The sequence below is a fragment of the Sporichthyaceae bacterium genome (assembly GCA_036269075.1).
Taxonomy (GTDB): Bacteria; Actinomycetota; Actinomycetes; order Sporichthyales; family Sporichthyaceae; genus DASQPJ01.
Genome location: DATASX010000021.1, coordinates 1 through 23141, shown reverse-complemented (window position 1 = coordinate 23141; position 23141 = coordinate 1). Strand labels below are relative to the sequence as shown.

Genomic DNA, 23141 nt, shown 5'->3' with positions numbered 1-23141 from the left:
TTGTCCTTCTCCGCGGTCGTAATTACCACAGATGAGCTCTGGCCCAATTTCTCCTCGGCGGCGTTGCCGGCGAGGTCGATCTTGACGTTGTACTCCACGACGTTGTTGATGACGGTTTCCTGCAGGTCCTGCTGCCCGACGATGCCGGTGACGACCGCGCCGGTGGCGGGGAAGGTGACGGTGGCCTTCTGGCCGGGTTTGATCTTGCCGATGTCGGCCTCATCGACCTGGGCGGTGACCTCGCGGTGGGTCATGTCGGCCATGATCACGAACCCGGACTGGGTGGCCGCGTCGCGGTCCTCCACCGATCCCGGGCCGTTGGGGGTCGCGGAGACCGCGGTGGTGCCACGTGGTGCCGAGGCCGGGGTTTCCCCGACGTTACCGGCCACATACACGATGGACCCGGCGAAGGGTGCCTTCAGCACGGTGTCGTCCAGGGCGACCTTGGCGATGGCGACCTGGACCTTGGCCGAGGCGATGGCGGCCTTGGCCGAGGCGATCAGGGCCGGGGTGCCGTAGCGGTGGTCGATGCCGTTGGTGGCCGAGGCGACCCCGACGTTACGCAACGCCAACTGGGCCTGCCCGATCGCGGTGAGCACGCTCTGATGATCGGAGAGCAGTGTGGAGGAGCGGTTGACCTGCTGGGTGACCACACCACTTTCGGCACCGGCGACCGAACTGCGCGAGGACGAGGCCGTCACGCTGGCCTGGGACTGCCCGTTGTGATCGGTGGAGGTCGCGCTCGTCGTAGTGGTGACCGGCGGAGAGCCGGCGGTGGTGGCGGTGGTCGTCGCGTCGTGGCTGTTGGTCGCGGTGCGGGAGCGGGAGAAGGCCAGGTCGTGGCGGGCGGCGAACAGCTCCCGCTCCGAGGCCCCGACCAGCCCGTCGGTGTTGCCCGAGTCCAGACCGAAGCGCTGCTTGGCCTCGAAGACCGACAGGCGGGCGTTCTTGAACGTCTGGGCCGCGGCGGCGAGTTGGTTGCGGTTGACGTGCAACTCCTCCTTCGCCGACTTCAGCTGGGCCTTGGCAGTGCCCAACGCGGCGGTGGCCTGGTCCAGGTCGTTGACCGCGGTGCGGTTGTCGACCTTGGCCAGCACCGCCCCGGTCTGGACCTGATCACCGATCTTGACCGGCACATCGGTCACCAGCCCCGGCTGGGTCCCGGCGAAGACCAGACCCACCGTCTTGGGCGCATCCAGGTTGCCGGTGGCCGAGACCGTCGTGGCAACCGTGCCCTGGTTGGCCTCCGCGGTCTGCTCGACCGGCTTGGGCTGACTGGGATTGCCGACGGTCTTGATGCCCTCAATGGCAGTGGCCACCAGAATCACCGACAACCCGGTGTTGATGGCAATCTTCTTCCGGTTCATGGCTCCCCGCCCCGTACTGATCTTGTTCGGACACCGTGCGGCCGACTTCCCCAACCAGCCCCACTTACGTTCTGCTGCATCTTGAGTCCCACAACGCAACATCAGTCACGCTAGAAGTGATCAAGTAGACGTGGTGTACGGAGACGTACCGGATTGGGTCAAATCGACTTGGCAGACGTTTCCTCCCCGCGAGCCGACGCAAAGTCGCTGGTCACGGCGGGGGAGCAGGTGGGTCGGTTCGCGCCGGGGCAAGTGCGCGCAGGCAGACCGGTTCGGGTGATAGCCGGGTCAATTCTTCCTCGGACGGCCTTGCGCGGGTCGCCGTGATGCAATCGTTCGTCCGAGCGAGTATGAAATGAGCCGTCGGCGTTAGCCTTGGCACGCCGCGGTGCGGCACACTCCAAGATCGTTGTGCTCGGATCGGGCACCTGGACAGGAAAGGGCCGCTGTGTCGCAGCACGGTCGCCACACGGGCGGCGCAGACGCGCCGCGTCGGCCCGCCAAGCCCGCTGCCGGCGCGCGGCGCGAGCGCAAGCTCGGCCCGGTCTCCTTGGAGACACTGATGGTGCTGGCGCTGGTCTGTGTGATCGCCGGCGCGTCGGTGATCGTGAACCGCATCGACCCGGGCAGGCAGCGCACCCAGACGATCACCGGCCAGACGACCACCAAGACCCAGACCCTGGGTCAGGGTGGAATCCAGCCCGGCGACATCCAGCCTCGGACCATCGTCCCGGTGCACAGCGCTGCCTCCGACGAGCTCTCCGGCGTGACCCCGGCCCCGACTCCGAAGGCGCCCAAGCCGGTCAAGGCCACCCCGGCGCCCACCACGGGTACCGCCGGCGGGACGGGCACATCGACCGGTGGCGGTTCGACCGGGACTGCGGGCGGCTCCGGCAATGCCGGTGGCGCTACGCCGGCCCCGGGCGGTTGCCAGAAGCTGCTCGGCCTCGGCTGCTAGGCAAGCCTGCTTTCCAGAGCTCAGTGATGCGGGGGCGCCGGGTCGGCGTGTCCGCCATGCATGTGTGAGTGATCGGCAGCGCCCTCCGGTGGCGTCCCGCCCATCATCTTCAGCATCTGCGGCCCGCCGGTGGTCAGGAAGCGCACCACCAGTGCCGCGGCGATGACCAGCAGTGCGATGTTCAGCACCGTGGTGTAGTTCCACCGGATCGCGTCGTCGCCCATCGACGCGTGCCGCGGCCCGTCCGGCACGCCGCCGGCGACCCCGAACAGGGCCTCGACCACAAACCCGGCCGCGACCATCACCGCGTAGAACGTGGCGAACAGGAACAGCGCCATGCGCCGTCCGTAGTACTTCGCGTAGATGACCAGCAGGGGCGGGATGATCAGGTCGGCGTAGATGAATGCGGTCACCCCGCCGAAGCTGATCCCGCCGTTCCACAGCACGGCCGCCAGCGGCACATTGCCGATCGAGCAGACCGACGTCGCGACCGCGACCAGCGGCCCGATCAGTGGCCCCCACAGCTTCGCCGCGGTCGGGTGACGAGCCAGGAACAGGTGCTGCCAGAACGAGTCGGGGATCCACGCCGCGGCCGCGCCGGCGATGAGCAGGCCGATGACCAGGTCCCGCAGGATCGCGGCCCACTCCATCACGAAGTTGTGGCTGACCGACGTGAAGCCGGCCGGGCTCAGCAACCGCCGCGCGAAGCTTCCGGAGCCCCCGACGCTCATGTCCATCGCGGCGTGGCCCTCCATCGAGCCGGCCACGCCGCGTTCGGCCTGCTCGGCAGCCGCGGCGCGCATCCCGGGCCGGAGGAACTGCCGGAACAGCAGTGCCAACGCCACGATCATCACCGGCCCCCCGACGAACTCGGCCGCGGTGAACTGCCAGCCCATCAGCAGCGCCAGGATGATCCCGAGTTCGACGACCAGGTTGGTCGAGGCGAACAGGAACGCGGTCGCCGCCGTGAAGTCGGCGCCCTTGCGGAACAAGGACCGGGAGAGCGCGGCCGCGGCGTAGGAGCAGGAACTGGACGCGGCTCCCAGCGCCGTCGCCTTCGTCAGGCTGCGTGGCGAGTCGTCCGGCAACAGCCGCGCGATCGTCGACTTGTGTACCAGCGACTGCACGACAGCCGAGAGCGTGAACCCGAGCACCAGCGACCAGACGATCTGCCAGGTCATCCGACCGCTGGTGGCCAAGGCGTGGCCGATGTCGTCGATCACGCCCACCACCATGCCCTGTTCGCCGCGCTGGGTAACTTCCTGGTGTGCCAGACACGCCCGCCGCCGACGCAGACCTGCCCGAGTTCTGGGCTTCGCTCCGCCTGCCCGGGGTCATCGACGTCCACGTCCACGCCATGCCGGACCGGTTGCAGGAAGCCGTCTGGGCCTACTTCGACGCCGCCGGCCCGCTCCTCGGTCGGCCGTGGCCGGTCCGCTATCGCATGGACCTGGCAGAACGCACGCGGCGCCTGCACGGCTTCGGTGCCATCGGGTTCACCTCGCTGCTGTACCCGCACAAGCCGGGGATGGCGGCGACGCTGAACGAGTGGGCAGCACAGTTCGCCGCCGCGACACCGGGCTGCATCCGGACCGCCACGTTCTTCGCCGAGCCCAGCGCCGGTCAGGACGTCGCCCGGGCAATCGAGGCCGGGGCGCGGGTGTTCAAGGCCCACGTCCAGGTCGGTGGCTACGACCCGCGCGATCGCGACCTCGACGCCGCATGGGGAAACCTCGCCGACGCCGACGTGCCGGTGGTGGTCCACTGCGGTGGGGGACCGGTGCCCACCCAGTTCACCGGCCCGGACGTGTTCGCGGAAGTGATGGCCCGTCACCCGAGGCTTTCCGCGGTCGTCGCACACCTGGGTTGGCCGGACTTCGGCGAGTTCTTCGACCTGGTGGCCAAGTACCCGCGGATGCGGCTGGACACATCCTCGGTGTTCACCGAATTCACCGAAGCGGCCTGGCCGTTCCCGCGCGATCAGGTCCACCGCCTGCGCGACCTCGGCGACCGGATCCTGTTCGGCAGCGACTTCCCGACGATCCCCTATGCCTACGCCGAGGCGGTCGCGGGCATCGTCCGACTCGGCTTCGACGAGGACTGGATGCGGGCGGTCTTCCACGACAACGCCGCCGCGCTCTGGCCGGAGCTCACCACGGACTGACCCTGCGCCCAGCTGGTCCAGGCGTCAGGTGGAGCGCCGCGCCTCCCGCAACTCCCGCTTCAGCACCTTGCCTGCCGCGCTCACCGGCAGTCGGTCCACGAACTCGACGCTGCGCGGGATCTTGTACCCGCCGATGAATCCGCGCGCGTGGCCGGTGATCTCCTCGGCTTCGGCGTGCTGCCCAGGGTGCAGGACCACCACGGCGTGGACCCGTTCGCCCCAGGTCTCGTCCGGCAGGCCGATGACCGCGCAGGCCGCCACTGCCGGGTGCGATGCGATCGCGTTCTCGACCTCGGCGGAGAACACGTTCTCCCCACCGGTCACGATCATGTCCTTGATCCGGTCGAGCACGAAGAGGTAGCCGTCGGCGTCCATCACGCCGGCGTCGCCGGTGTGCAGCCAGCCGTCCCGCAGCGCCGCCGCGGTTTCCTCCGGACGGTTCCAGTAGCCGAGCATCACGTTGCCGCCACGCGCCACGATCTCGCCCTGCACCCCGCGCGGGCATTCCGCCCCGGACGGGTCCACGACGAGCACCTCGCAGTGCTCCATCGCCCGCCCTGCCGACCGCAGCAGATCCGGGCGATTGGTGTCGTCGTGCTCCTCCGGGCCCAGGCGGGTCAGCACGGGGGCGGCCTCGGTCTGCCCGAAGACCTGGGTGAATCCGGCTGCGGGAAAGGCCTTCTTGGCCCGTTCCAGTACGGACACGGTGATCGACGACCCGCCGTAGGCCACCGACCGCACGCTCGAGACGTCGTGCTCGGCCAGGGCCGGATTGTCGACGATCATCTGCAGGATCACCGGGATCAAGCCCAGGTCGGTGATCGAGTTCTCCGCAATGGCCGTCAGAACCCCGACCGGGTCGACGCTCGGCACGATCACATGGGTGCCGCCGGAACTGCACACCGAGACCGTGCAGTGGTAGTCGGCGAGGTGGAACATCGGGGCGACGTGCAGGAAGCACCCGCCCGGCGTGACCGCGCGATTGCGCAGCGCCGCGATCATGAGATTGCGGTGGCTGAGCATCACGCCCTTGGGGAACCCGGTCGTCCCGCCGGTGTAGAAGATCCCGGCCAACTCCTCGTCGCCCCGTCGGGCGTCCGGGATCGCCGCGCCGCCGGCGGCCAGCTCCTCGAACGACGCCGAATCCGCACCTGACGGGCCGTCACCGGCGTGCACGACCGTGCCTAGCTCCGGCGTCAGCTCGCGCAGCTCGGGCACCAGTGGCGCGAACGTGTCGTCGACGATCAGCACCCGCGTGCCGGAGTCCCGCAACGAGAACGCGATCTCGGCCGGCGCCCACCGGGTGTTGACCGGCACCACCACCGCGTCGGCCCACGGCACCGCCAGGTAGCTCTCCAGATACCGGTCGGAGTTCAGGCCGAGGACGCCGACCCGGTCGCCGGACTGCACCCCGACCCCGCGCAGCCCACCGGCCAACCGGGCCACCCGGGCGGCCTGCTCGGCGAAGGTGCGGCGGCGCCCCGCGAACACCGTCGCAACGCGTTCCGGGTGTTGCTGCAGGGAACGGTGCAGCGACTGGGTCAGATACATGTCCGGACCTTAGACGGGGTCCGCGCGCGGCAACCGGGCCAACTGCCGCCCCCGAGCCACCAGCACCCCGGCGGAATCCCACACCGTGGCCGCCTCGTCGAACCACCCGTCGCGCAGTTCACCGGCCACCACCTCGACGGCCAGGGCACCCGGCCCCGGCGCCCGATGCAACTGCACGGTCATCTGCACGGTCGGTGACCACGACCGGTACCCGAGACGGAAGGTGGCCGGCGCCAACGCGTCGGCGGCCAGCAGGGCGACCAGCGCGTCCGGCTCCTCCCCGGACAGCAGGCGGACCCAGCCGCGCACCACCGCCGGGCCGTCGTCGTGCGGCCCGTACCCGGGTTCGTAGCGGACCTCCATCCGCTGCAGCAGGTTCGGCGGCCCGGCCCCGAAGCTGAACGGCACACAGTCCGCCTCCGGCGCAACGCGACAGGCCTCGCCCGGGCCGGTCGGCGGTCCGATCGCGGCGCCCAGCACGACCGTGGCCGTCACCGCCGCGACGCCGCCCTGACGCAGCGTCGCCGCGGCGTGGGTGGCCGTGCGCCCGGGCTTGACCGTGCTCGCTTCCACCTGGGCCGATCCGGACCTGGTCGGGCGCAGAAACTCGGCCGAGACGACCAGCGGCGCGGGCGCTCCGGTATGGGCCAGCGTCGCCCGGGCCAGGATGGCCATCAGGTAGCCGCCGTTCGGGCTGCCGCCGATACCCCAGACCGCGTCGACCTCGGTGGTGTACCGGCCCGGCCCCGCCCACTTGACCTCGGTCGCCCCGTCGAAGCGCATGGCCGCCGATCGTACGGCCGGCTCCAATCCGACCCGTGGGTACCATCGCCGGGACGACGCACCGGGGAGCGCGATGAGTGACCTGACCGAGCGCGTGGCGGAGTTCCTCGCCGCGCACGACCCGACCACGACCGACCGTTGGGAGTTCCTGCGCGCCCGGTTCGACGCGGGCCTGGCGCGGATCAACTGGCCGGTCGGCCTCGGCGGTCTCGGGCTCGACCCGGGGGAGCAGGGTGCGGTCGACGCCGCGTTCGTCGCGGCCGGCGCCCCGGACAACCGGCCCGCGCTGGGGGTCATCGGCCTGGGCATGGCCGCCCCGACGATCCTGCGCCACGGCGACGAGGATCAGAAACGCCGCTGGATGCGACCGCTGTGGACCGGTGAGGAGATCTGGTGCCAGCTGTTCAGCGAGCCCGGCTCGGGATCTGATTTGGCCTCACTTTCCACGCGCGCCGTGCCGGACGGCGACGAGTGGGTGGTCAACGGCCAGAAGGTGTGGACCTCGTTGGCGCACCTGGCCCGCTGGGCCATCCTGGTCACCCGCACCGACCCGGCAGTGCCCAAGCACCAGGGCCTGACCTATTTCGTGCTCGACATGACCGCGCCCGGCGTCGAGGTCCGGCCGCTGCGGCAGCTCACCGGGGAGTCGGAGTTCAACGAGGTCTTCCTGACCGACGTCCGGATTCCCGACAGCCAACGGCTCGGCGCGGTCGGCGAGGGCTGGGCGGTCTCCCAGACCACTCTGATGAGCGAACGGGTCAGCATCGGCGGCGGGCGCATCCCGCGCGGCGGCATGCTCGAGCCGTTGATCCGCACCTGGCGGGACCGCCCGGAACTGCGCACCGCGGGCCTGCACGACCAGTTGTTGGAGCTGTGGGTGGAGGCCGAGTCGGCCCGGCTGGCCTCCACCCGCCTCAAGCAGCAGATCGCTGCCGGCCGCCCGGGGCCGGAGGGCTCGGCGGCGAAACTGGCCTACGCCGACCTGAACCAGCGGATCACCGCCCTGGAGCTGCAGGTGCTCGCCGGCGACGGCTTGCGTTACGAGGACTCGGCGGGCCATCGCTACCTGCGCGCCCGCGCCAACTCCATCGAGGGCGGCACCTCGGAGATCCTGCGGAACATCGTGGCCGAACGGGTTCTCGGGCTGCCCGGCGAGATCCGCACCGACAAGGACGTGCCCTGGAAGGACCTGCCGCGATGAGTCAGCAAACGGTTCCGGTCGACCCCGCGATACCGGACCTGCTGGAGTCCGACGTCGAACGCGATCTGCGTGCCACAGTGCGCAACCTGCTCGACAAACGCGCCGCGTGGCCGGATGTGCTGGCCCGCACCGAGAGCGACGAACTCGTCGACACCGCCCTGTGGGCCGCCCTCTGCGAGATCGGGTGCGCCGGGTTGGCCGTCCCGGTCGAGGCCGGCGGCGCCGGGGCGTCGTGGGCCGAGGCAGCCGTAGTGGCCGAGGAACTCGGGCGGGCTGTCGCGCCGGTGCCGTTCCTCGGCCACGCGATGGCCGTCGCGGCGCTGTCCCACCTCGGCGACACCGAGCTGCTGCCGGCGCTGGCCGCCGGCGAGCGCTCCGGCGCGTTGGCGGTCCCGTTCGCCACGGCACCCGGCCAATTCCCGCGTTCGCTCGACGGAACCGTGCTCGGCATCGCTGACGCCGTGACCGCCGAGGTGTTGCTGGTCCTCGACGCCGCCGGGTCGCTGCGCGTCCTCGAGGCCACCGAGGTCGAGCGGACGCCGGTCGTATCGCTGGACATGACCAGGCCCTTGACGGACCTGCGCGTCGAGCCGGGGGCCGGACGCCTGTTGGCCGACGGCCCGGCGGCGGCGGCCGCCGTCGAGCATGCGCTGCGGATCGGGGCCGTGCTGCTGGCCGCCGAACAGATCGGCGTGGCCGGCCGGGTGCTGGAGATGACCGTCGAGTACCTCAACACCCGGCGGCAGTTCGCCCGCCTGATCGGCTCTTACCAGGGGCTCAAGCACCGCGTCGCCGACTTGTGGGTCGCACTGACCCAGGCCCGCGCCGTGGCCCGCTACGCCGCGGTGTGCGCGGCGACCGACGCGTCGGACCTGCCGGTGGCCGCCGCCCTGGCCCAGGCCCGGTGCTCGCCGGTCGCCCAGCACGCCGCGGAGGAGTGTGTCCAACTGCACGGCGGCATCGGCTTCACCTGGGAGCACCCGGCGCACCTGTACCTCAAGCGTGCCGTCAGCGCCGGCATCGCACTGGGCGGCCCGGACCGGCATCGCGCGGCACTGGCCGACCTGCTCGACCTGCCCGGGCCGACCGACCCGGCTCCGATGCGGTAGCAATTCCCATGGCCGACGACAGCGCAGGCGCCCGTCCGTACGACTCGATCGACCTGTCCTCGCGGGCGTTCTGGTCCCAACCCGCGCACGGGCGCGAGCGCAGCTTCGCGACGCTGCGCGCGCACCGCCCGCTGAGTTGGCACCCGCCGGTCGCCGACGCGTTGATGGACGACCCGGACGACCCGGGGTTCTGGGCCGTCGTCCGGCATGCCGACATCGTCGAGATCAGCAGGCGCACCGACGTGTTCGTCTCCGGGCAGGGGGTGATTTTCGAGAACGTGCCCGAGGAGATGTTGGAGATGTCGCAGTCGTTCCTCGCGATGGACGACCCGCGGCACGGCAAGCTGCGCAGGCTGATCAGCGCCGCCTTCACGCCCCGTCAGATCGCGCGGATCACCGAGAGCATCGACGCGAACGCCAAGACAGTCGTGCAGGAACTGGCCGCTGCCGGGCCCGGCTCGGACTTCGTCCGGACCTGCTCGAGCCAGCTGCCGATGCGGACCCTCTCGGACATGATGGGCGTCCCGGAAGCCGAGCGGGCCACGGTCGCCGACGCCGCCGACGATCTGGTGTCCTGGGCCGACCCGGAGCATGTGGCCGGTCGCGATCGGATGGGCATGCTGTTCGAGTCGACGCTGGAACTGCACCGGGTCGCCTTGGCGCTGGCCGAGCAGCGCCGTGCCGAACCGGCCGATGACCTGATGACCGCGCTCGTGCAGGCCGAGGTGGACGACGAGCGACTGCTCGATGAGGAGATCTCCGCGTTCTTCGTCCTGCTGGCCGTGGCCGGCAACGACACGACCCGGCAGACCACCAGCCACGCGGTCCACGCGCTCACGACGTTCGCCGAGCAACGGGACTGGTTGGCCGCCGGCTTCGAGGCCCGGATCGGCACCGCCGTCGAGGAATTCCTGCGCTGGGCCACTCCGGTGATGACGTTCCGGCGCACCGCGGTCGCCGACGTCGAACTGCACGGCCACACTGTCCGGGCGGGGGAGAAGGTCGTGATGTTCTACTCGTCCGGAAATCGGGACGAGACCGTGTTCGCCGGCCCGGGCGTGCTCGACCTGGGCCGCGCGCCCAACCCGCACCTGGCATTCGGCGGCGGCGGATCACACTTCTGCCTGGGTGCGCAGTTGGCCCGCACTCAGCTCAAGGCGATCCTTCGCGAGTTGTTGAACCAACTCCCCGACCTGCGAGCGCAGGAGCCGGAATACCTGGCAGGCAACTTCATCCACGCGATCCGCGCGATGCCCTGCACTTTCTGACGCTCGGTCAGGAGAACGTCAGGCCGGCGTCGTCGACCACGAACGACGTGGCGGCTGAGCCGGCCTGATTCCCGGTCAACGACATTGGGACGGTGGTCTGGCCGGGCGTCAGGGTGTAGGTCATCGTCTCCTGCTGCCAGCCCGTGGGTGCGGTGGTGTTGTTGAAGGTCGCAGTCACCGTTCCCAGAGTCGCGACGAAGGAGTCGGTGGCGGTTCTGGTCTGCGTGGTCACCATTTTCACCCAGTAGGTCAACGTCGCCGTGTGGCACAGCCCGGGCACCGTGATCGTCTGGGACAGCGAGTCGGTGTGCTTGGCGCTGTAGCCGCCCATCCAGCCGTCCCATGAACCGGTGTGCGGCGCTTCGGCCCCGGTCCACTTCCCGATGACGCTCGGGGTGCTGGTCCAGCCGGTGTTCCCGGACTCGAAGCCCGGGTTGGCCAACTGCTGGACGGAGTTGCACGGGGCCGGCACGGTCAGCGTGAGGGTGGTCGTCGCGGTGTTGTTGGAGGTGTCCGCGGCGGTCAGCGTGATCGGGTACGTGCCCGGGGTGGTGGTCGAAGCGACGGTGAGCGTCATGGTCACCGGAGTGCTGCCCGACGTCGTCGAGGCGGGCAGGTTCGTGGTCACCCCGGTCGGCAGGTGGGTCGCGGTCAGGTTCACCGATTCCGCCGAGCTGGTGCCGACAACGGCGGTGGTGACCGTGATCGCGGACGAGTTCGCCCCCGGGTTCACCGTCACTGCGCTCGGGTTGGTGCTGACGGTGAACGGGGCGCTGGTGCTGGTCGACGCCGGGCCGCCCAGGGCGGCCAGGCCCCACGGGGTGCCGGTGCCGGTCGGGCCGTCGTAGCCGACCCCGGCCTGGCACAGGTATGAGCCGCCGCAGGTGCTGCTGTTCGATCCGGTGGTCACGTCGTTGAGACCCAGTCCATTGGGCGTCGTGTACAGCGACTGCGCGCTCGGCTTGGTCAGACCGCTCATCGCGTACATGGTCGCCACGATCGGGGACGCGACGCTGGTGCCGCCGAACACCGCCCATCCACCGGTGTGGTACGAGTCGTAGACGGCCACGCCGGTGGCCGGGTCCGCGTCCGCGGCCACGTCGACCAGCGTGCGCCGCGCGCACCCCGGGTCCTTCTGCCAGGACGGCTTCGCCTCGTACTTCGAGCATCCGCTGCCGGTGCCCTCGCTGTTGCTGGTGTCCCACACCGACTCGGTCCAGCCGCGGGCGTTGGTATTGCTCCGGGTCAGCGAGGTGCCGCCGACCGCGATCACGTTCGGTGACGCGGCCGGGAACTCGGTGACGTAGCCCTCGTCGCCACTGGATGCGACCATCGCGACGCCTGAGTGCGTGTAGGCGCTGTCCGACTCGCCGGAGAACTCCGAACCGCCGTAGCTGTTCGAGACCGCGCCGCCGATGCCCACCTGACCCGCGGCGTAGTTCGCCGCCGTCGACAGGTTCGACTGCGCGGCCGAGCTCGCCTCGACCAGCAGGATCTTGCAGCCCGGACACACGGCCGAGACCATGTCCAGGTCCACCGAGATCTCGGTCGCCCAACCGGAATCCCCGCTCGGCAACTTGCTGCCGCCGGTCTGCGAGACCTTGCGGAAGCAACCGTTCGCCGTGCTGCACGCGGGCAGGTGGTACTGGCTGCGGTAGACGCCGAGGTCGGCCTCCGCATTCGGATCGTCGTACGCGTCAACGACGGCGACCGTGGGGACGGTACCGATCGGGGCAGCTGGAACGTGGTAGGCCGAGCTCAGATCGGCCGGGGCGTAACCGGAGGGTGCAGCGGCCGAGGTCACCTCGGCACGCTTGCGCACCGGGATGTCGGTGCGCCGCTCGGCCAGGCAGGTCGCGGTCCCGCGCTCCGGATGCCGGGCGCACTCGAACTCGGTGCGCATACCGGCCGGGCGCGTCTGACTGGCACCGGCTACGCCCTGCAACACCGCCGCGGCCGTCGTCACACCGACCAGCAGCATCGACCCGCGACGGACCCACGCCACCGAAAGCCCACCAGCGGACCGACCGATCACGGCTACCCCCACCACGACATCGCCGACGCCCAGGGCGGGCGAGGTCTCGGCCGAAATGGTCCGGGGTCCACCAGACCTCGGCCATTCGGTTGGACCGAATGGGCTCGCCGGATGATTGGGACGGCGACGGCGGGGACAGCGCTCGGCCGTCTCCGCCGCAGGCACCGCGGATCGGCCGATGCCGGGTACCCGCATCGAGGGTTACGCTCAGCAGCCATGACGAACGTCGTGCACATGTCTGTCGATCTGGTCATCGACATCGAGAACAGCCCGGGTGCACTGGCGACGGTCGCGGCCGCGATCAGCGACGCCGGGGTGAACATCGCGGCTGCGACCTGCGTCGGGGCGCACGACCGTGCCGAGATGCACATCCTGGTCCCGCACGCGGAGGCGGCCCGGCACTCCTTGGCGATCTCGGGTCTGACGGTCACCCGGGAGCGCGAGGTCGTCGTCGTCGACGTGGACGACCGGCCCGGCGTGCTCGCCGACCTCGCGCGCCGGGTGGCCAATGCCGGGGTGAACCTCGACCTGGTCTACGTGGCCACCCGCGACCGCGTGGTCTTCGGCTCGCCGGACCTCGACGAGTTGAAGAAGGCCTTGGGACTCTGAGGCCGGGTCAGACCATCGGCGAGGCGAACCACATGGTCCGCATCGTCCAGACCCCGGGGCCCAGTCGCTTGCCGGAGCAGACGATGATCGCCACCTGCGGGACTCCGGTCTTGGCGTAGTACTGCTTGCCCGGGTCGGTCGCCGGCACCTCGATGCGGGCGGTGACCTTGTAGCAGATCCGGCCGAGCGGACCCTGCACGTCGAACTGGTCGCCCTCGTGGAGACCGGCGAGCAGTCGGTTGCCCAGCGCGCTGCCGTCGGGCCAGGTGTGCGCGTTCAGCAGCGCGTTGCCCAGGGCGTCGCCGGGTTCGATCCCGCTGCCGAGGTCGAAGGCCATCTCCGTCTTGCCGGTGCTCGACAGCGGCGGAGTCCCGGGAACGTCGTGGGAGTCGCGCTTCAGGGCAATCACGTTGATGTGGGCCTGGACGCCCGGAATGCTCACCGAGGTCGGCACGAACGCCACCGTGGTCGTGCTGCACTCAGGTGTCGGCGACGGCGTCGGCGTGGGCACCGGCTGGGACGGGGCGACCGCGACCGGGGTCGAGTCCTCACCCATCCGGGCGAGCACGCCCGCGGCCACCAGAGCCACGACGACGACCCCGCCGGCCACGATCCGACCGACCCGGGGTCCGGGTGCCCGATCGCCTCCGCGACGACCCACAGCTGCCTCCTGCTTCCCGCAATAGTTGCTTCCGGGACGGTACCCGGCGCGGGCTGTGGACCCGAATCGACTTTGCCCACTGCGATCCGACGGCCGACCGCACGGTGGGCGATCATTCGGGCCTAGCTCAAATATCGGGCGCCCGACCCGGCTTCAGCGGCAGGCGCGCAGGCGATGTTCGTGACCGGCTCGACAAGACCGTGCGCCCGCCCGGGCGACTGTCGCCGATCAAGCTCGCCCGCCCCTGCGCCGATGCTAGGGTTTCCCCCGATGTCGGCCCGGCTTGCAACCCGTGGCGACGTCCGGTCCGGGTGGCGGAATTGGCAGACGCGCTAGCTTGAGGTGCTAGTGCCCCAAAAGGGCATGGGGGTTCAAGTCCCCCCTCGGACACGCTCTCGGGCGAACGCTGCTCGCGCTACGCGCTCGCAGGCTCGCTCGTCATCTCATTGCGACGCTCCGCGTCGCGGACGGGGGCTCCGCCCCCGTCACCCCCGCCGTGCTCGTACGCTCGCCGGCTTCGCCCTGCGGGGGTTGTCCCGGCCCTGTCGACCAGGGTAAATAGGCCGACTTCACGAAACCGGTCCGGAGGACCGACAATCAGGGTGTGAGCACCTCGAGCGGCCGTCCCGGCCACCTGTCCACCAGCCCCTTCAAACCCCGGGTCGTCGAGCCCGTCATCCCGGACGTGTTCGCCGTGGGCGACCGGGTGACTCACGACAAATACGGCCTCGGCACGGTGGTGGCGGTGAACGGCACTCGCGAGGTCATCGTGAACTTCGGGGCCGAGACCCGCCGCATCGCCCTGCCGAACCCCAAGATCTCGCCGCTCTGACCACGCCCCGCGACCCGGCAGGAGCTCAGGTGGCCGGCGGCGTGGTGGGCGGGGCAGGATGGGCCCAACGCGGCGTACGGGCCGCGGACGGCGGCAAGGAGAGACGGTGGAGCGTGCGAACCCCGGCCTGAGTACGGCTGACCTGGCCGCCGGCGAGGTCGTCGAACTGTGCCGGGAGCTGATCCGGTTCGACTCGGTGAACTTCGGCGACGGCTCCGGGCCCGGCGAACGCGCGATCGCGGAGTTCGTGGCGCAGCAGCTGTCCGACGCCGGTTGCGAGGCCGAGATCATCGAGTCCGACCCGCGGCGGGCCAGCGTGGTCACCCGGATCGCCGGTGCCGACCCCGGCCGTGGGGCGATGCTCATCCACGGTCACCTCGACGTCGTGCCCGCGTTCGCCGAGCAGTGGACCCACCCGCCGTTCGCCGCCGAGATCGCCGACGGTTGCATCTGGGGCCGCGGCGCCGTGGACATGAAGGACATGGACGCGATGATCCTGGCCCTGGTGCGGGCCTGGAAACGGTCCGGGCGGGTCCCGCCGCGCGACCTGGTCATCGCGTTCGTCGCCGACGAGGAGGCCGGCGGCACCAAGGGCGCCCGTTACCTGGTCGACAACCGGCCGGACCTGTTCGAGGGCTGCACCGAGGCCATCAGCGAGGTCGGCGGCTTCTCGATCACCGTGGCCGGCAAGCGCCTCTACGCGATCGAGACCGCCCAGAAGGGCATGGCCTGGATGCGGCTGACGGCCCACGGCCGCGCCGGACACGGCTCGATGATCGCCGAGGACAACGCGGTCACCGCGCTGTGCGACGCGGTCGCCCGCGTCGGCAACCACCGCTTCCCGATCCGCATCACCAAGACCGTCCAGGCGTTCCTCGACGAGATCGCCGACGTGCTCGGCGTCCGGTTCGACCCGGACGACCCGGACGCGCTGGTCGCCCAACTCGGCTCGATGTCGCGGCTGATCGGGGCGACCCTGCGCAACACCGCGAACCCCAGCATGCTGAGCGCCGGCTACAAGTCCAACGTGGTCCCGCCGGACGCCTCGGCCGTCATCGACGGTCGCTTCCTGCCGGGCTACGAGGACGAGTTCCTCGCCACGATCGACGAGCTGATCGGGCCGGACATCACCCGGGAGTTCGTCCACCACGACATCGCGTTGGAGACCAGCTTCGACGGCGCCCTGGTCGACGCGATGGTCGCCGCGCTGCAGGCCGAGGACCCGGGCTCCCGGATCATCCCGTACGCCTTGTCGGGGGGGACCGACGCGAAGTCGTTCTCCCGCCTGGGCATGCGAAACTTCGGCTTCTCCCCGCTGCGGCTGCCGGCCGAGCTGGACTTCGCCGGGATGTTCCACGGCACCGACGAACGAGTTCCCACCGAGGCGCTGGAGTTCGGCGTCCGGGTGCTCGACCGCTTCCTGGCCACCTGCTGACGGGTACTCAGATTCCATGACCACCACGGATTCCGCCGCCCGCCAGGCCCTCGACCGGCTCGTCGCCGCGCTGTCGGACCACCTCGCCGCAGCCGAGAAGCGCACCGGCGAGCAGGACCCAGCGGTACAGACCGCGTTCCTCGCGGTGCGCGCCGCGGCCGCCGCGTACGACGACGCGCTCTACGACGAGCACGACGAGGTCACCCCGTTCGACCTGCCGGAACTGCACACCGACGAGCCCGACGAGTCCGAGGGCTCCGCCGAGGAACCCGACCGGTTCGCGCTGCTGGCCCGGTGGGACTTCAGCGTGGTCGACCCGGACCTGCTGCTGGCCGCGGGCAGCGACGCGCTGCGGGAAGAGGTCGACTCCAGCGCCGTGGCCGTCGCCGCTCTGGCCCACGTGCACGGCCATTCCGGCCTGGTCGACCGGGCCCGGGCCAACACCCTCGGCCTGCACTGGCACGGGGCGACGACCTGGGTCGTCCCGGCCGACGAGGATCCGCGCAGCGACACGGCGGACTGGATGGACGAGGCCTTCGTCGACATCGACCCCGACGCCGTCCTGTGTCGCTTCGACGTCCCGGTGTCGCGGAGGAACGCAAGCGACTAGGTCTGTCCTGACAACTTAGGACGACACGTCGTCCAGCGCCCGACGGATGCCCTCCGGCAACGTGAGGGACTCCGCGGCCAGCGTCGGCGCCAACTGCGCGACGCTGCGGGCCCCGACGATCGCGGCGGCCACCCCGGGCCGGTCGCGCACCCAGGCCAGTGCGACCTCGATGGCACTGACGCCAAGGCCGTCCGCGGCGGTGGCGATCGCGTCGACCACCCGTCGACCGCCCGCGTCCAGGTGGTGCTCGACGTCATCGGTGCGGGCGGCCCGCGAGTCCAGCGGGGTGGAGTGCCGGTACTTGGCGGTCAGCACGCCGCCGGCCAGCGGCGCGTAGGCCAGTACCCCGACCCCGAGCGCGGCCGCGGCAGGCAGCAGTTCGGCCTCCGGGTTGCGCTGCAGCAGCGAGTACTCGGTCCCGGCGGCGACGATCCGGGCGTGCCCGGCGGCCGACTCGAGCAGGGTGGCAGCCCGCGCCAGGTGCCAGCCGCCGTAGTTGGCCACCCCGACGTAGCGGGCCCGACCGGTCGCGACCGCGTGCTCCAACGCCGACAGTGTCTCCTCGACCGGCGTTGCCGAGTCGAACAGTTGCACCTGCCACAGGTCGACGTGGTCGGTGTCCAACCGGGCCAAGGAGGCGTCCAGGGACTCCAGCAGGTTGCGGCGCGATGCGTCCGCCACCGTGCGCCCACCCACCCGGCGCAGCCCGGCCTTGCCGGCGAGCACGAACTCCTCGCGCCGGAAAGCCTTGCCCAGCAGCGATCCGAGCACTTCCTCGGCTTGGCCGTCCCCGAAGTGCGGCGCGGTGTCGACCAGCGTCCCGCCCGCCGCCGCGAACGCGGAGAGCACCTCACCGGCGTCGATCGCGTCGGTCGCGGTTCCCCAGCTGCCGGTTCCCAACCCGAGGCGGGAGACCACCAGACCGCTGTGGCCGACGCGCCGCGAGGCAACCGTCGCCCCGACACCTGTCCCCGCGGGGTGAGCCGAACCAGCGTCCATGAAAGCAGGCTAAGCCGCCGATCTGCGCCGGCGGCTCAGGTGGCCCGGGAACGCGTGATCGTGTCGGGTCACATATGGTGCGCACGATGCGGCCTGGAGAGGGGGCACGAGTGCGACTCGGCCTGAATCTGGGCTACTGGACCCGCGACGAGGACGCCGTCCGGTTCGCCACCGCCGAGTACGCCGAGGAACTCGGACTCGACGTCGTCTGGGTCGCCGAAGCCCACGGCTCGGACGCCGCGACGGTTCTCGGCCACCTGACCGCACGCACCCGGCGGATCGGCCTGGGCTCGGCGACGTTCCGCATTCCCGGTCGCACGCCGACGATGACCGCGATGACTGCCGCCACCCTCGACGGGCTCTGCGGCGGCCGTTTCCATCTCGGCATCGGCCTGTCCGCACCGGAACTGTCCGAGGGCTGGTACGGAGTGCGGTTCACCGACCCGCTGGGGCGCACCCGCGAGTACGTGGAGATCCTGCGCCGCACCTGGACGCAGCAACTCCTGGAGTACTCCGGCACGCACTGGACCCTCCCGTTGCCCGACGGGCCAGGCAAACCGCAGCACCTTGCCCTGGCTCCGCAGCGGGACCGGATCCCGATCTACCTCGGCGCCGGCGGGCCGCGGAACCTCGCGCTGACCGGCGAGATCGCCGACGGCTGGCTCGGCCTGTTCCCCGCGGTGGACGACCTGCCGGACCAGATCGCCGCGGTCGCCGCGGGCCGGGCGAAGGCCGGGCTGGACCTGACCGGGTTCGACGTCGCGCCGTCGCTGCCGCTGGTGGTCGGCCCGGACGCGGCGGCGTGCGCGGACGACACCCGGGCGCTCCTCGCGCCGCACGTGGGCGGCCCCGGCTTCGGCACGCGCAACAACTCCTACTACGAACTGGCCGCCCGCCTCGGCTACGAAAGGGAGGCTGCGGCGGTGCGCAGGGCCTGGTCCCAGGAGCGGTACACCGACGCCGCGACCGCGCTGCCGTTCGGTTTCCTCGACGCGGTCGCCCTGCTCGGCGGCCGGGACCGCATCGCCGAACGGTTGGCGCAATACGCCAAGGTCGGCGTCACCACCCTGAATGTGATGGTGCGTCAGCGCGGGATCGAACAGTGCCGGGCGGCACTGCGGGTCCTCGTCGAGGCCGCCGAGTCGGCGGGCATGTGATCGGGGAAGGCGCGTAATGCCTACTGTCCTGCTGATCCGGCACGGCCGGTCGACGGCGAACACCTCGGGGGTGCTGGCCGGGCGCACGCCCGGGATCAACCTGGACGACCGGGGTCGGGACCAGGCCGCCGCGCTGGCCGCGCGCCTGGGCGGGTTGGGGCTGGCGGCGATCGTGTCCAGCCCGCTGGAGCGCTGCCGACAGACCGTCGCGCCGCTGGCGTCCGCACTCGGTCTGCGGGTTCGGCTGGACAAGCGGGTCGCCGAGTGCGACTACGGCGACTGGACCGGGCGCAGCATCGCCACGTTGATGAAGGAACCGCTCTGGAGGACCGTCCAGGCGCACCCCAGTGCTGTCGCGTTCCCCGGCGGTGAGTCGCTGCCCGCCATGGCTGCGCGCACGGTGGCCGCCGTCCGCGACTGGGACGCCCGGGTGGCGGCCGAGCACGGGCCAGGCGCGGTGTGGGCGCTGTGCTCGCACGGTGACCCGATCAAGGCGGTGGTCGCCGAGTCCTTGGGCCTGCATCTGGACCTGTTCCAGCGGATCAACGTCGACCCGGGGTCGGTCACCGCGATCCGCTGGACCGAACTGCGTCCGTTCCTGATCAAGCTCAACGACACCGGGGGAGACATAGAGGCGTATCGCCCGGCCAAGAACCGAAAGCGCCGCGGCGGCACGGACGCCGTGGTCGGGGGCGGCGCCGGACCGTCGGACAACGGCTCCGGCCCGGCGGGCAACAGCGCAGGTCGCAGGCCAAGACATTAGGCTCGGAGGCATGGCGCGGCAGGTGTACCTCTACGACCCGCCCGAGCGTTTCGTGGCCGGGACCGTGGGCGAGCCCGGGGCGCGGACCTTCTTCCTGCAGGCCCGGGGCAACGGTCGCCTGACCAGCGTCGCGTTGGAGAAGCAGCAGGTCCAACTGCTGGCCGACCAGGTCGGGCGGCTGCTCGAGGAGGTGCGCCGGGTCTCCGGCAGCGACCCGTTGGCCGACGAGCCGGCCGCGGTCGACAACGACCTCGGGCCGTTGGATCTGCCGATCGAGGAGGACTTCCGGGTCGCGACGCTCGCCCTCGGCTGGGACCCGCGCATCGACCGGGTGGTCATCGTCGCCCAGGCCGGTGGCGAGGGCGCCGCGGACGCCGCCCCAGCCATCGACGACGAGGACGAGGTCGACATCGACGGGCCGGACGTGCTGCGCGTGCGCATGACCGCCGCGATGGCGCGCGAGTTCGCCGGCCGGGCACAGGCAGTGGTTTCCGCCGGCCGTCCGCCGTGCCCGTTCTGCGCACTTCCGCTGGACCCGGCCGGGCATGTGTGTCCGCGACAGAACGGTTACCGGCGTTGAGTTCGCCTGAGCCCTCGGTGGAACTCGCACCGGCGGTCCCGGTCTCCCGGATCGGTCTGCCCGCCGCGCTCCAACTGCTCGAGCACGGATCGATGGAGGTCATCGGTCGACTGGTCGACGCCTCCAACGCGACGCTGTACTGCTCGGTGACCCTCGACGGCATCACCGCGGCGTGCGTCCACAAGCCGGTCGCCGGAGAACGACCGTTGTGGGACTTCCCGGACGGCACCCTGGCCGGGCGCGAGGTCGCCGCCTACCGGGTCTCCGCCGCCACCGGCTGGGACGTGGTCCCGCCCACGGTGATGCGCGAGGGCCCGTGGGGTCCCGGGATGTGCCAGCTGTGGGTGGACATCGACACTGCCGCCGACGTCGTCGAACTGCTGCGCGGCGACGACGACCGGGTGCGCCGGGTGGCCGTGCTGGACGCGGTGATCAACAACGCCGACCGCAAGGGTGGGCACATCCTGCCCACCCCGGACGGGCAGTTGCAGGGAATCGACCACGGCGTCTGCTTCGCCGTCGAGAACAAGCTGCGGACCCTGCTGTGGCGCTGGGCCGGGGAGCCGCTGCCCGTCGAGGCGGTCGACATGCTGGCCGGGCTGCTCGATCGCTGGGCGGATGATCTCGGGCCGGATCTGGCCGCGCTGCTCACCGCTGCCGAGGTCGCAGCGACCCGCCGCCGCATCAAGCTGCTGCTGCGCACCGGCGTGCACCCGGTGCCCCGCGAGGACGGCTGGCCGGCCGTCCCGTGGCCCCCGTTCTGAGCCGGCCCACCCCGAACCCCGACCCCCCAACCCGCACTTCTGCTGCCTGTCCCACCTATCGGAGCGCCTCGATAGGTGGGACAGGCAGCAGAAGTCGGGAGATCGGGCGGGACATAGGCTGGCGGCCATGCAGTCCTGGCCGGCGCCCGACGTCCCCCGGCTGCCCGGTGTCGGACACCCCGTGCGCGTGCACGACACCAGTACGGGGCAGCTGGTCCCCGCCGCGCTGGGGCCCGAGGCGCGCATCTACGTCTGCGGCATCACCCCTTATGACGCCACCCATCTGGGGCACGCGAACACCTACCTCACCTTCGACCTGCTAGGTCGGGCGCTGCGCGACAGCGGGGTGAGCGTCCACTACGTCCAGAACGTCACCGACGTCGACGACCCGCTGCTGGAACGGGCCGAGAAGACCGGTGAGGACTGGCGGGCGTTGGCGACCCGGGAGACCGAGCTGTTCCGTGAGGACATGACCGCACTGCGGGTGCTGCCGCCGGAGCACTACGTCGGCGCGGTCGAGGCGATCCCCCTGATCGCCGAGTTCATCGCGGTGCTGCACGAGCGCGGCGCCTGCTACGACGTCGACGGCGACCTGTACTTCCCGGTCGCCACCGACCCGATCTTCGGCTCGGTATCCCGGCTGAGCCGCGAGGCGATGCTGGAACTGTTCGCCGAACGTGGCGGCGATCCCAACCGGCCCGGCAAGAAGGACGCGCTCGACGCGTTGCTGTGGCGGGCCCCGCGCGAGGGTGAGCCGAGCTGGGACACGGTCGTCGGTTCCGGTCGCCCGGGTTGGCACGTGGAGTGCACCGCAATCGCACTGGATCGGCTCGGCCCGCGGGTCGACATCATGGGCGGCGGCCGCGACCTGGCGTTCCCGCACCACGAGATGGGCGCCTCGCACGCGCACGTGCACGACGGCGGCCCGGGGTTCGTCCGGGCCTTCGTGCACGCCGGCCTGGTCGGCTATCAGGGCGAGAAGATGTCCAAGTCGCGCGGCAACCTGGTCTTCGTCTCGAAACTGCGCCAAGCCGGCGTCGACCCGGTGGCGATCCGCCTGGCCCTGCTGGCCCATCACTACCGGTCGGACTGGGAATGGACCGACGCAGATCTGACGGGTGCTCAGAACCGGCTGCAGCTCTGGCGCTCGGCGGTGTCCCGGCCGGACGGCCCGCCGGCCACCGAGACCCTCGAGATCGTCCGGGCCGCGGTGGCGGCCGACCTCGACGCCCCGGCGGCGCTGGCCGCCGTCGACGAGTGGGCGCAGCGGGCCTGCGCGTCCGGGGGCGACGACACCGGCGCTCCGGGTGTCCTCTCGCGAGGTGTGGACGCCTTGCTCGGAATCGCCCTTTAGCCCTGTCGCGGCGGGCTTTTCGAAGACCTGCCGATCAGTCGATGGACACCTCGTCCGTTCGGCCACTCTTTTCCTCGGGAATCTCACGCCGCCCGCGTTTCTTTGGGTTCCCGTGGGAATTCACGAATTCGGCGAAATCGGACATATCGCTTATTCCGCGTCGAACGGGTCGCGTCCGGTCGGATCCGACGCAGGGACCGTCTGACCTCCGAGTTGGCGCGGAGAACCGCAGGTCAACTGGCTACGGACGCTGTAAGTGAGACGTAGGGCCGGGCCGCGCAGCGGTGGTCGGTCCGGTCGTTGCGTCACCAGAAATGACGTTTCGCGCACCAACTCATGATCACTGCATTTGACGGATTCTTTGCCTTACGGGCTCGCTGTGAGCCGGACGGCTCATAGGTCTTGCAGCGTTGTGGAGGCCGTTGCAGCCGGCATTCTCAAGCAGTCCGGACAGGACATTGCGCTGCAAGCTCGGAGGTGCCGGAATGACGATCGGTCGGTCCGCTCGGCGGGTTCTGATCGTGTGTGCCGCCACCGCGGCCTGCGGCATGACGATCGGGGTGGGGCCGGCCTCGGCCGCCTCGACCGCTCCGACGACCAACGGCGGCCTGCTCGGCCTCGGCACCCTGGTAAACGGCCTGACCACCGGTGTGTCCAACACCTTGTCCGACGCCCTGGCCCCGGCCGCGGCCACCACGCACTCGAGCCCCGCCACCGCGCAGCAGAGCACGAGCACCCCCGCGCAGTCGAGCGACTCGAGCTCGAAGTCCAGCGGAGCCGACACTGTCACCGCGAGCGCCGCGCCCCTGTCGCTGGGCTCCGTCCTGGAGAGCCTGCCGGTTCTCGGCCCGGTGGTGACCCCGTTGGTCGAGGACCTGCCGATCCTCGGCGGCAAGGCGACCCCCGCGGTCAGCCCGTCGACCCCGACCTCGACCGCGCCG

22 protein-coding genes and 1 tRNA gene are annotated in these 23141 nt (G+C 71.0%); 16 read left to right on the top strand and 7 right to left on the bottom strand.

Annotated elements, in window-relative coordinates:
* The coding region (locus tag VHU88_04485; protein HEX3610923.1) for a biotin/lipoyl-binding protein at window positions 1–1367 on the bottom strand (1367 nt) is incomplete at its 3' end.
* Window positions 1368–1815: 448 nt separating this feature from the next.
* Between VHU88_04485 and VHU88_04480 the strand changes: the two genes are divergently transcribed.
* Entirely contained in the window at window positions 1816–2325 is a 510-nt protein-coding gene (locus VHU88_04480; protein HEX3610922.1) for a hypothetical protein, read from the top strand.
* A gap of 20 nt (window positions 2326–2345) precedes the next feature.
* Here the strand turns inward: VHU88_04480 and VHU88_04475 are convergent, their stop codons facing one another.
* Complete coding sequence (locus tag VHU88_04475; protein ID HEX3610921.1) at window positions 2346–3548, bottom strand: permease; 1203 nt, start codon at window positions 3546–3548, stop codon at window positions 2346–2348.
* A gap of 44 nt (window positions 3549–3592) precedes the next feature.
* On the opposite strand from VHU88_04475, the gene VHU88_04470 reads away from it, so the two are divergent.
* Window positions 3593–4489: an amidohydrolase family protein gene (locus tag VHU88_04470; GenBank protein ID HEX3610920.1), complete on the top strand. Its 897-nt coding sequence runs from the start codon at window positions 3593–3595 to the stop codon at window positions 4487–4489.
* A gap of 24 nt (window positions 4490–4513) precedes the next feature.
* Here the strand turns inward: VHU88_04470 and VHU88_04465 are convergent, their stop codons facing one another.
* Both VHU88_04465 and VHU88_04460 read right to left on the bottom strand, forming a co-directional pair.
* Entirely contained in the window at window positions 4514–6040 is a 1527-nt protein-coding gene (locus VHU88_04465; GenBank protein HEX3610919.1) for a long-chain-fatty-acid--CoA ligase, read from the bottom strand.
* Between the two features lie 9 nt (window positions 6041–6049).
* Window positions 6050–6823 (bottom strand): thioesterase family protein, encoded by a 774-nt coding sequence (locus tag VHU88_04460; protein HEX3610918.1) that lies wholly within the window; start codon window positions 6821–6823, stop codon window positions 6050–6052.
* Between the two features lie 73 nt (window positions 6824–6896).
* Between VHU88_04460 and VHU88_04455 the strand changes: the two genes are divergently transcribed.
* The 3 genes from VHU88_04455 to VHU88_04445 are packed head-to-tail and all read left to right on the top strand — an operon-like array spanning window position 6897 to window position 10401.
* On the top strand, window positions 6897–8024 hold the full coding sequence (locus VHU88_04455) for an acyl-CoA dehydrogenase family protein (protein HEX3610917.1): 1128 nt from the start codon (window positions 6897–6899) through the stop codon (window positions 8022–8024).
* Complete coding sequence (locus tag VHU88_04450) at window positions 8021–9133, top strand: acyl-CoA dehydrogenase family protein (protein ID HEX3610916.1); 1113 nt, start codon at window positions 8021–8023, stop codon at window positions 9131–9133. Before VHU88_04455 ends, VHU88_04450 begins: the two co-directional genes overlap by 4 nt.
* Before the next feature lie 8 nt (window positions 9134–9141).
* On the top strand, window positions 9142–10401 hold the full coding sequence (locus VHU88_04445; protein ID HEX3610915.1) for a cytochrome P450: 1260 nt from the start codon (window positions 9142–9144) through the stop codon (window positions 10399–10401).
* Window positions 10402–10408: 7 nt separating this feature from the next.
* On the opposite strand, the gene VHU88_04440 is transcribed toward VHU88_04445, so the two are convergent.
* The gene (locus VHU88_04440) at window positions 10409–12406 is read right to left on the bottom strand and encodes a hypothetical protein (protein ID HEX3610914.1); all 1998 of its coding nucleotides are present in this window, start codon (window positions 12404–12406) and stop codon (window positions 10409–10411) included.
* Window positions 12407–12652: 246 nt separating this feature from the next.
* Between VHU88_04440 and VHU88_04435 the strand changes: the two genes are divergently transcribed.
* Window positions 12653–13045, top strand: a complete 393-nt coding sequence (locus VHU88_04435; protein HEX3610913.1) for an ACT domain-containing protein — start codon at window positions 12653–12655, stop codon at window positions 13043–13045.
* Window positions 13046–13052: 7 nt separating this feature from the next.
* Here VHU88_04435 and VHU88_04430 read toward each other — a convergent pair whose 3' ends face one another.
* Entirely contained in the window at window positions 13053–13706 is a 654-nt protein-coding gene (locus VHU88_04430) for a class F sortase (GenBank protein ID HEX3610912.1), read from the bottom strand.
* A 305-nt stretch (window positions 13707–14011) separates the two neighbouring features.
* Here VHU88_04430 and VHU88_04425 point away from each other — a divergent pair.
* The 4 genes from VHU88_04425 (at window position 14012) to VHU88_04410 (ending at window position 16583) form a co-directional block, all read left to right on the top strand.
* Window positions 14012–14096, top strand: a tRNA-Leu gene (locus VHU88_04425).
* A gap of 214 nt (window positions 14097–14310) precedes the next feature.
* Window positions 14311–14538 (top strand): hypothetical protein, encoded by a 228-nt coding sequence (locus VHU88_04420; protein HEX3610911.1) that lies wholly within the window; start codon window positions 14311–14313, stop codon window positions 14536–14538.
* A 106-nt stretch (window positions 14539–14644) separates the two neighbouring features.
* The gene (locus tag VHU88_04415; GenBank protein HEX3610910.1) at window positions 14645–15973 is read left to right on the top strand and encodes a M20/M25/M40 family metallo-hydrolase; all 1329 of its coding nucleotides are present in this window, start codon (window positions 14645–14647) and stop codon (window positions 15971–15973) included.
* A 16-nt stretch (window positions 15974–15989) separates the two neighbouring features.
* Window positions 15990–16583 (top strand): hypothetical protein, encoded by a 594-nt coding sequence (locus tag VHU88_04410; protein ID HEX3610909.1) that lies wholly within the window; start codon window positions 15990–15992, stop codon window positions 16581–16583.
* 15 nt (window positions 16584–16598) lie between these two features.
* Here VHU88_04410 and VHU88_04405 read toward each other — a convergent pair whose 3' ends face one another.
* On the bottom strand, window positions 16599–17582 hold the full coding sequence (locus VHU88_04405) for an aldo/keto reductase (GenBank protein HEX3610908.1): 984 nt from the start codon (window positions 17580–17582) through the stop codon (window positions 16599–16601).
* A 110-nt stretch (window positions 17583–17692) separates the two neighbouring features.
* Between VHU88_04405 and VHU88_04400 the strand changes: the two genes are divergently transcribed.
* The 6 genes from VHU88_04400 to VHU88_04375 all read left to right on the top strand — a co-directional run.
* Window positions 17693–18739, top strand: a complete 1047-nt coding sequence (locus tag VHU88_04400) for an LLM class flavin-dependent oxidoreductase (GenBank protein ID HEX3610907.1) — start codon at window positions 17693–17695, stop codon at window positions 18737–18739.
* A gap of 16 nt (window positions 18740–18755) precedes the next feature.
* The gene (locus tag VHU88_04395) at window positions 18756–19502 is read left to right on the top strand and encodes a histidine phosphatase family protein (protein HEX3610906.1); all 747 of its coding nucleotides are present in this window, start codon (window positions 18756–18758) and stop codon (window positions 19500–19502) included.
* A 10-nt stretch (window positions 19503–19512) separates the two neighbouring features.
* Window positions 19513–20082: a DUF3090 family protein gene (locus tag VHU88_04390; protein ID HEX3610905.1), complete on the top strand. Its 570-nt coding sequence runs from the start codon at window positions 19513–19515 to the stop codon at window positions 20080–20082.
* Window positions 20079–20846: an SCO1664 family protein gene (locus VHU88_04385; GenBank protein ID HEX3610904.1), complete on the top strand. Its 768-nt coding sequence runs from the start codon at window positions 20079–20081 to the stop codon at window positions 20844–20846. The genes VHU88_04390 and VHU88_04385 overlap by 4 nt, the downstream gene beginning before the upstream one ends.
* Before the next feature lie 127 nt (window positions 20847–20973).
* Window positions 20974–22200 carry a cysteine--1-D-myo-inosityl 2-amino-2-deoxy-alpha-D-glucopyranoside ligase gene (mshC, locus tag VHU88_04380; GenBank protein HEX3610903.1) on the top strand — a complete coding sequence of 409 codons (1227 nt, stop codon included), beginning with the start codon at window positions 20974–20976 and terminating at the stop codon, window positions 22198–22200.
* Between the two features lie 485 nt (window positions 22201–22685).
* The coding region (locus tag VHU88_04375) for a hypothetical protein (GenBank protein ID HEX3610902.1) at window positions 22686–23141 on the top strand (456 nt) is incomplete at its 3' end.

Bases quoted from the DNA above. Each gene is read 5' to 3' on its own strand.
- VHU88_04465 (HEX3610919.1), bottom strand. From the start codon at position 6,040: ATGTATCTGACCCAGTCGCTGCACCGTTCCCTGCAGCAACACCCGGAA.
- VHU88_04460 (HEX3610918.1), bottom strand. From the start codon at position 6,823: ATGCGCTTCGACGGGGCGACCGAGGTCAAGTGGGCGGGGCCGGGCCGG.
- VHU88_04455 (HEX3610917.1), top strand. From the start codon at position 6,897: ATGAGTGACCTGACCGAGCGCGTGGCGGAGTTCCTCGCCGCGCACGAC.
- VHU88_04450 (HEX3610916.1), top strand. From the start codon at position 8,021: ATGAGTCAGCAAACGGTTCCGGTCGACCCCGCGATACCGGACCTGCTG.
- VHU88_04445 (HEX3610915.1), top strand. From the start codon at position 9,142: ATGGCCGACGACAGCGCAGGCGCCCGTCCGTACGACTCGATCGACCTG.
- VHU88_04435 (HEX3610913.1), top strand. From the start codon at position 12,653: ATGACGAACGTCGTGCACATGTCTGTCGATCTGGTCATCGACATCGAG.
- VHU88_04410 (HEX3610909.1), top strand. From the start codon at position 15,990: ATGACCACCACGGATTCCGCCGCCCGCCAGGCCCTCGACCGGCTCGTC.
- VHU88_04405 (HEX3610908.1), bottom strand. From the start codon at position 17,582: ATGGACGCTGGTTCGGCTCACCCCGCGGGGACAGGTGTCGGGGCGACG.
- VHU88_04395 (HEX3610906.1), top strand. From the start codon at position 18,756: ATGCCTACTGTCCTGCTGATCCGGCACGGCCGGTCGACGGCGAACACC.
- VHU88_04390 (HEX3610905.1), top strand. From the start codon at position 19,513: ATGGCGCGGCAGGTGTACCTCTACGACCCGCCCGAGCGTTTCGTGGCC.
- mshC (HEX3610903.1), top strand. From the start codon at position 20,974: ATGCAGTCCTGGCCGGCGCCCGACGTCCCCCGGCTGCCCGGTGTCGGA.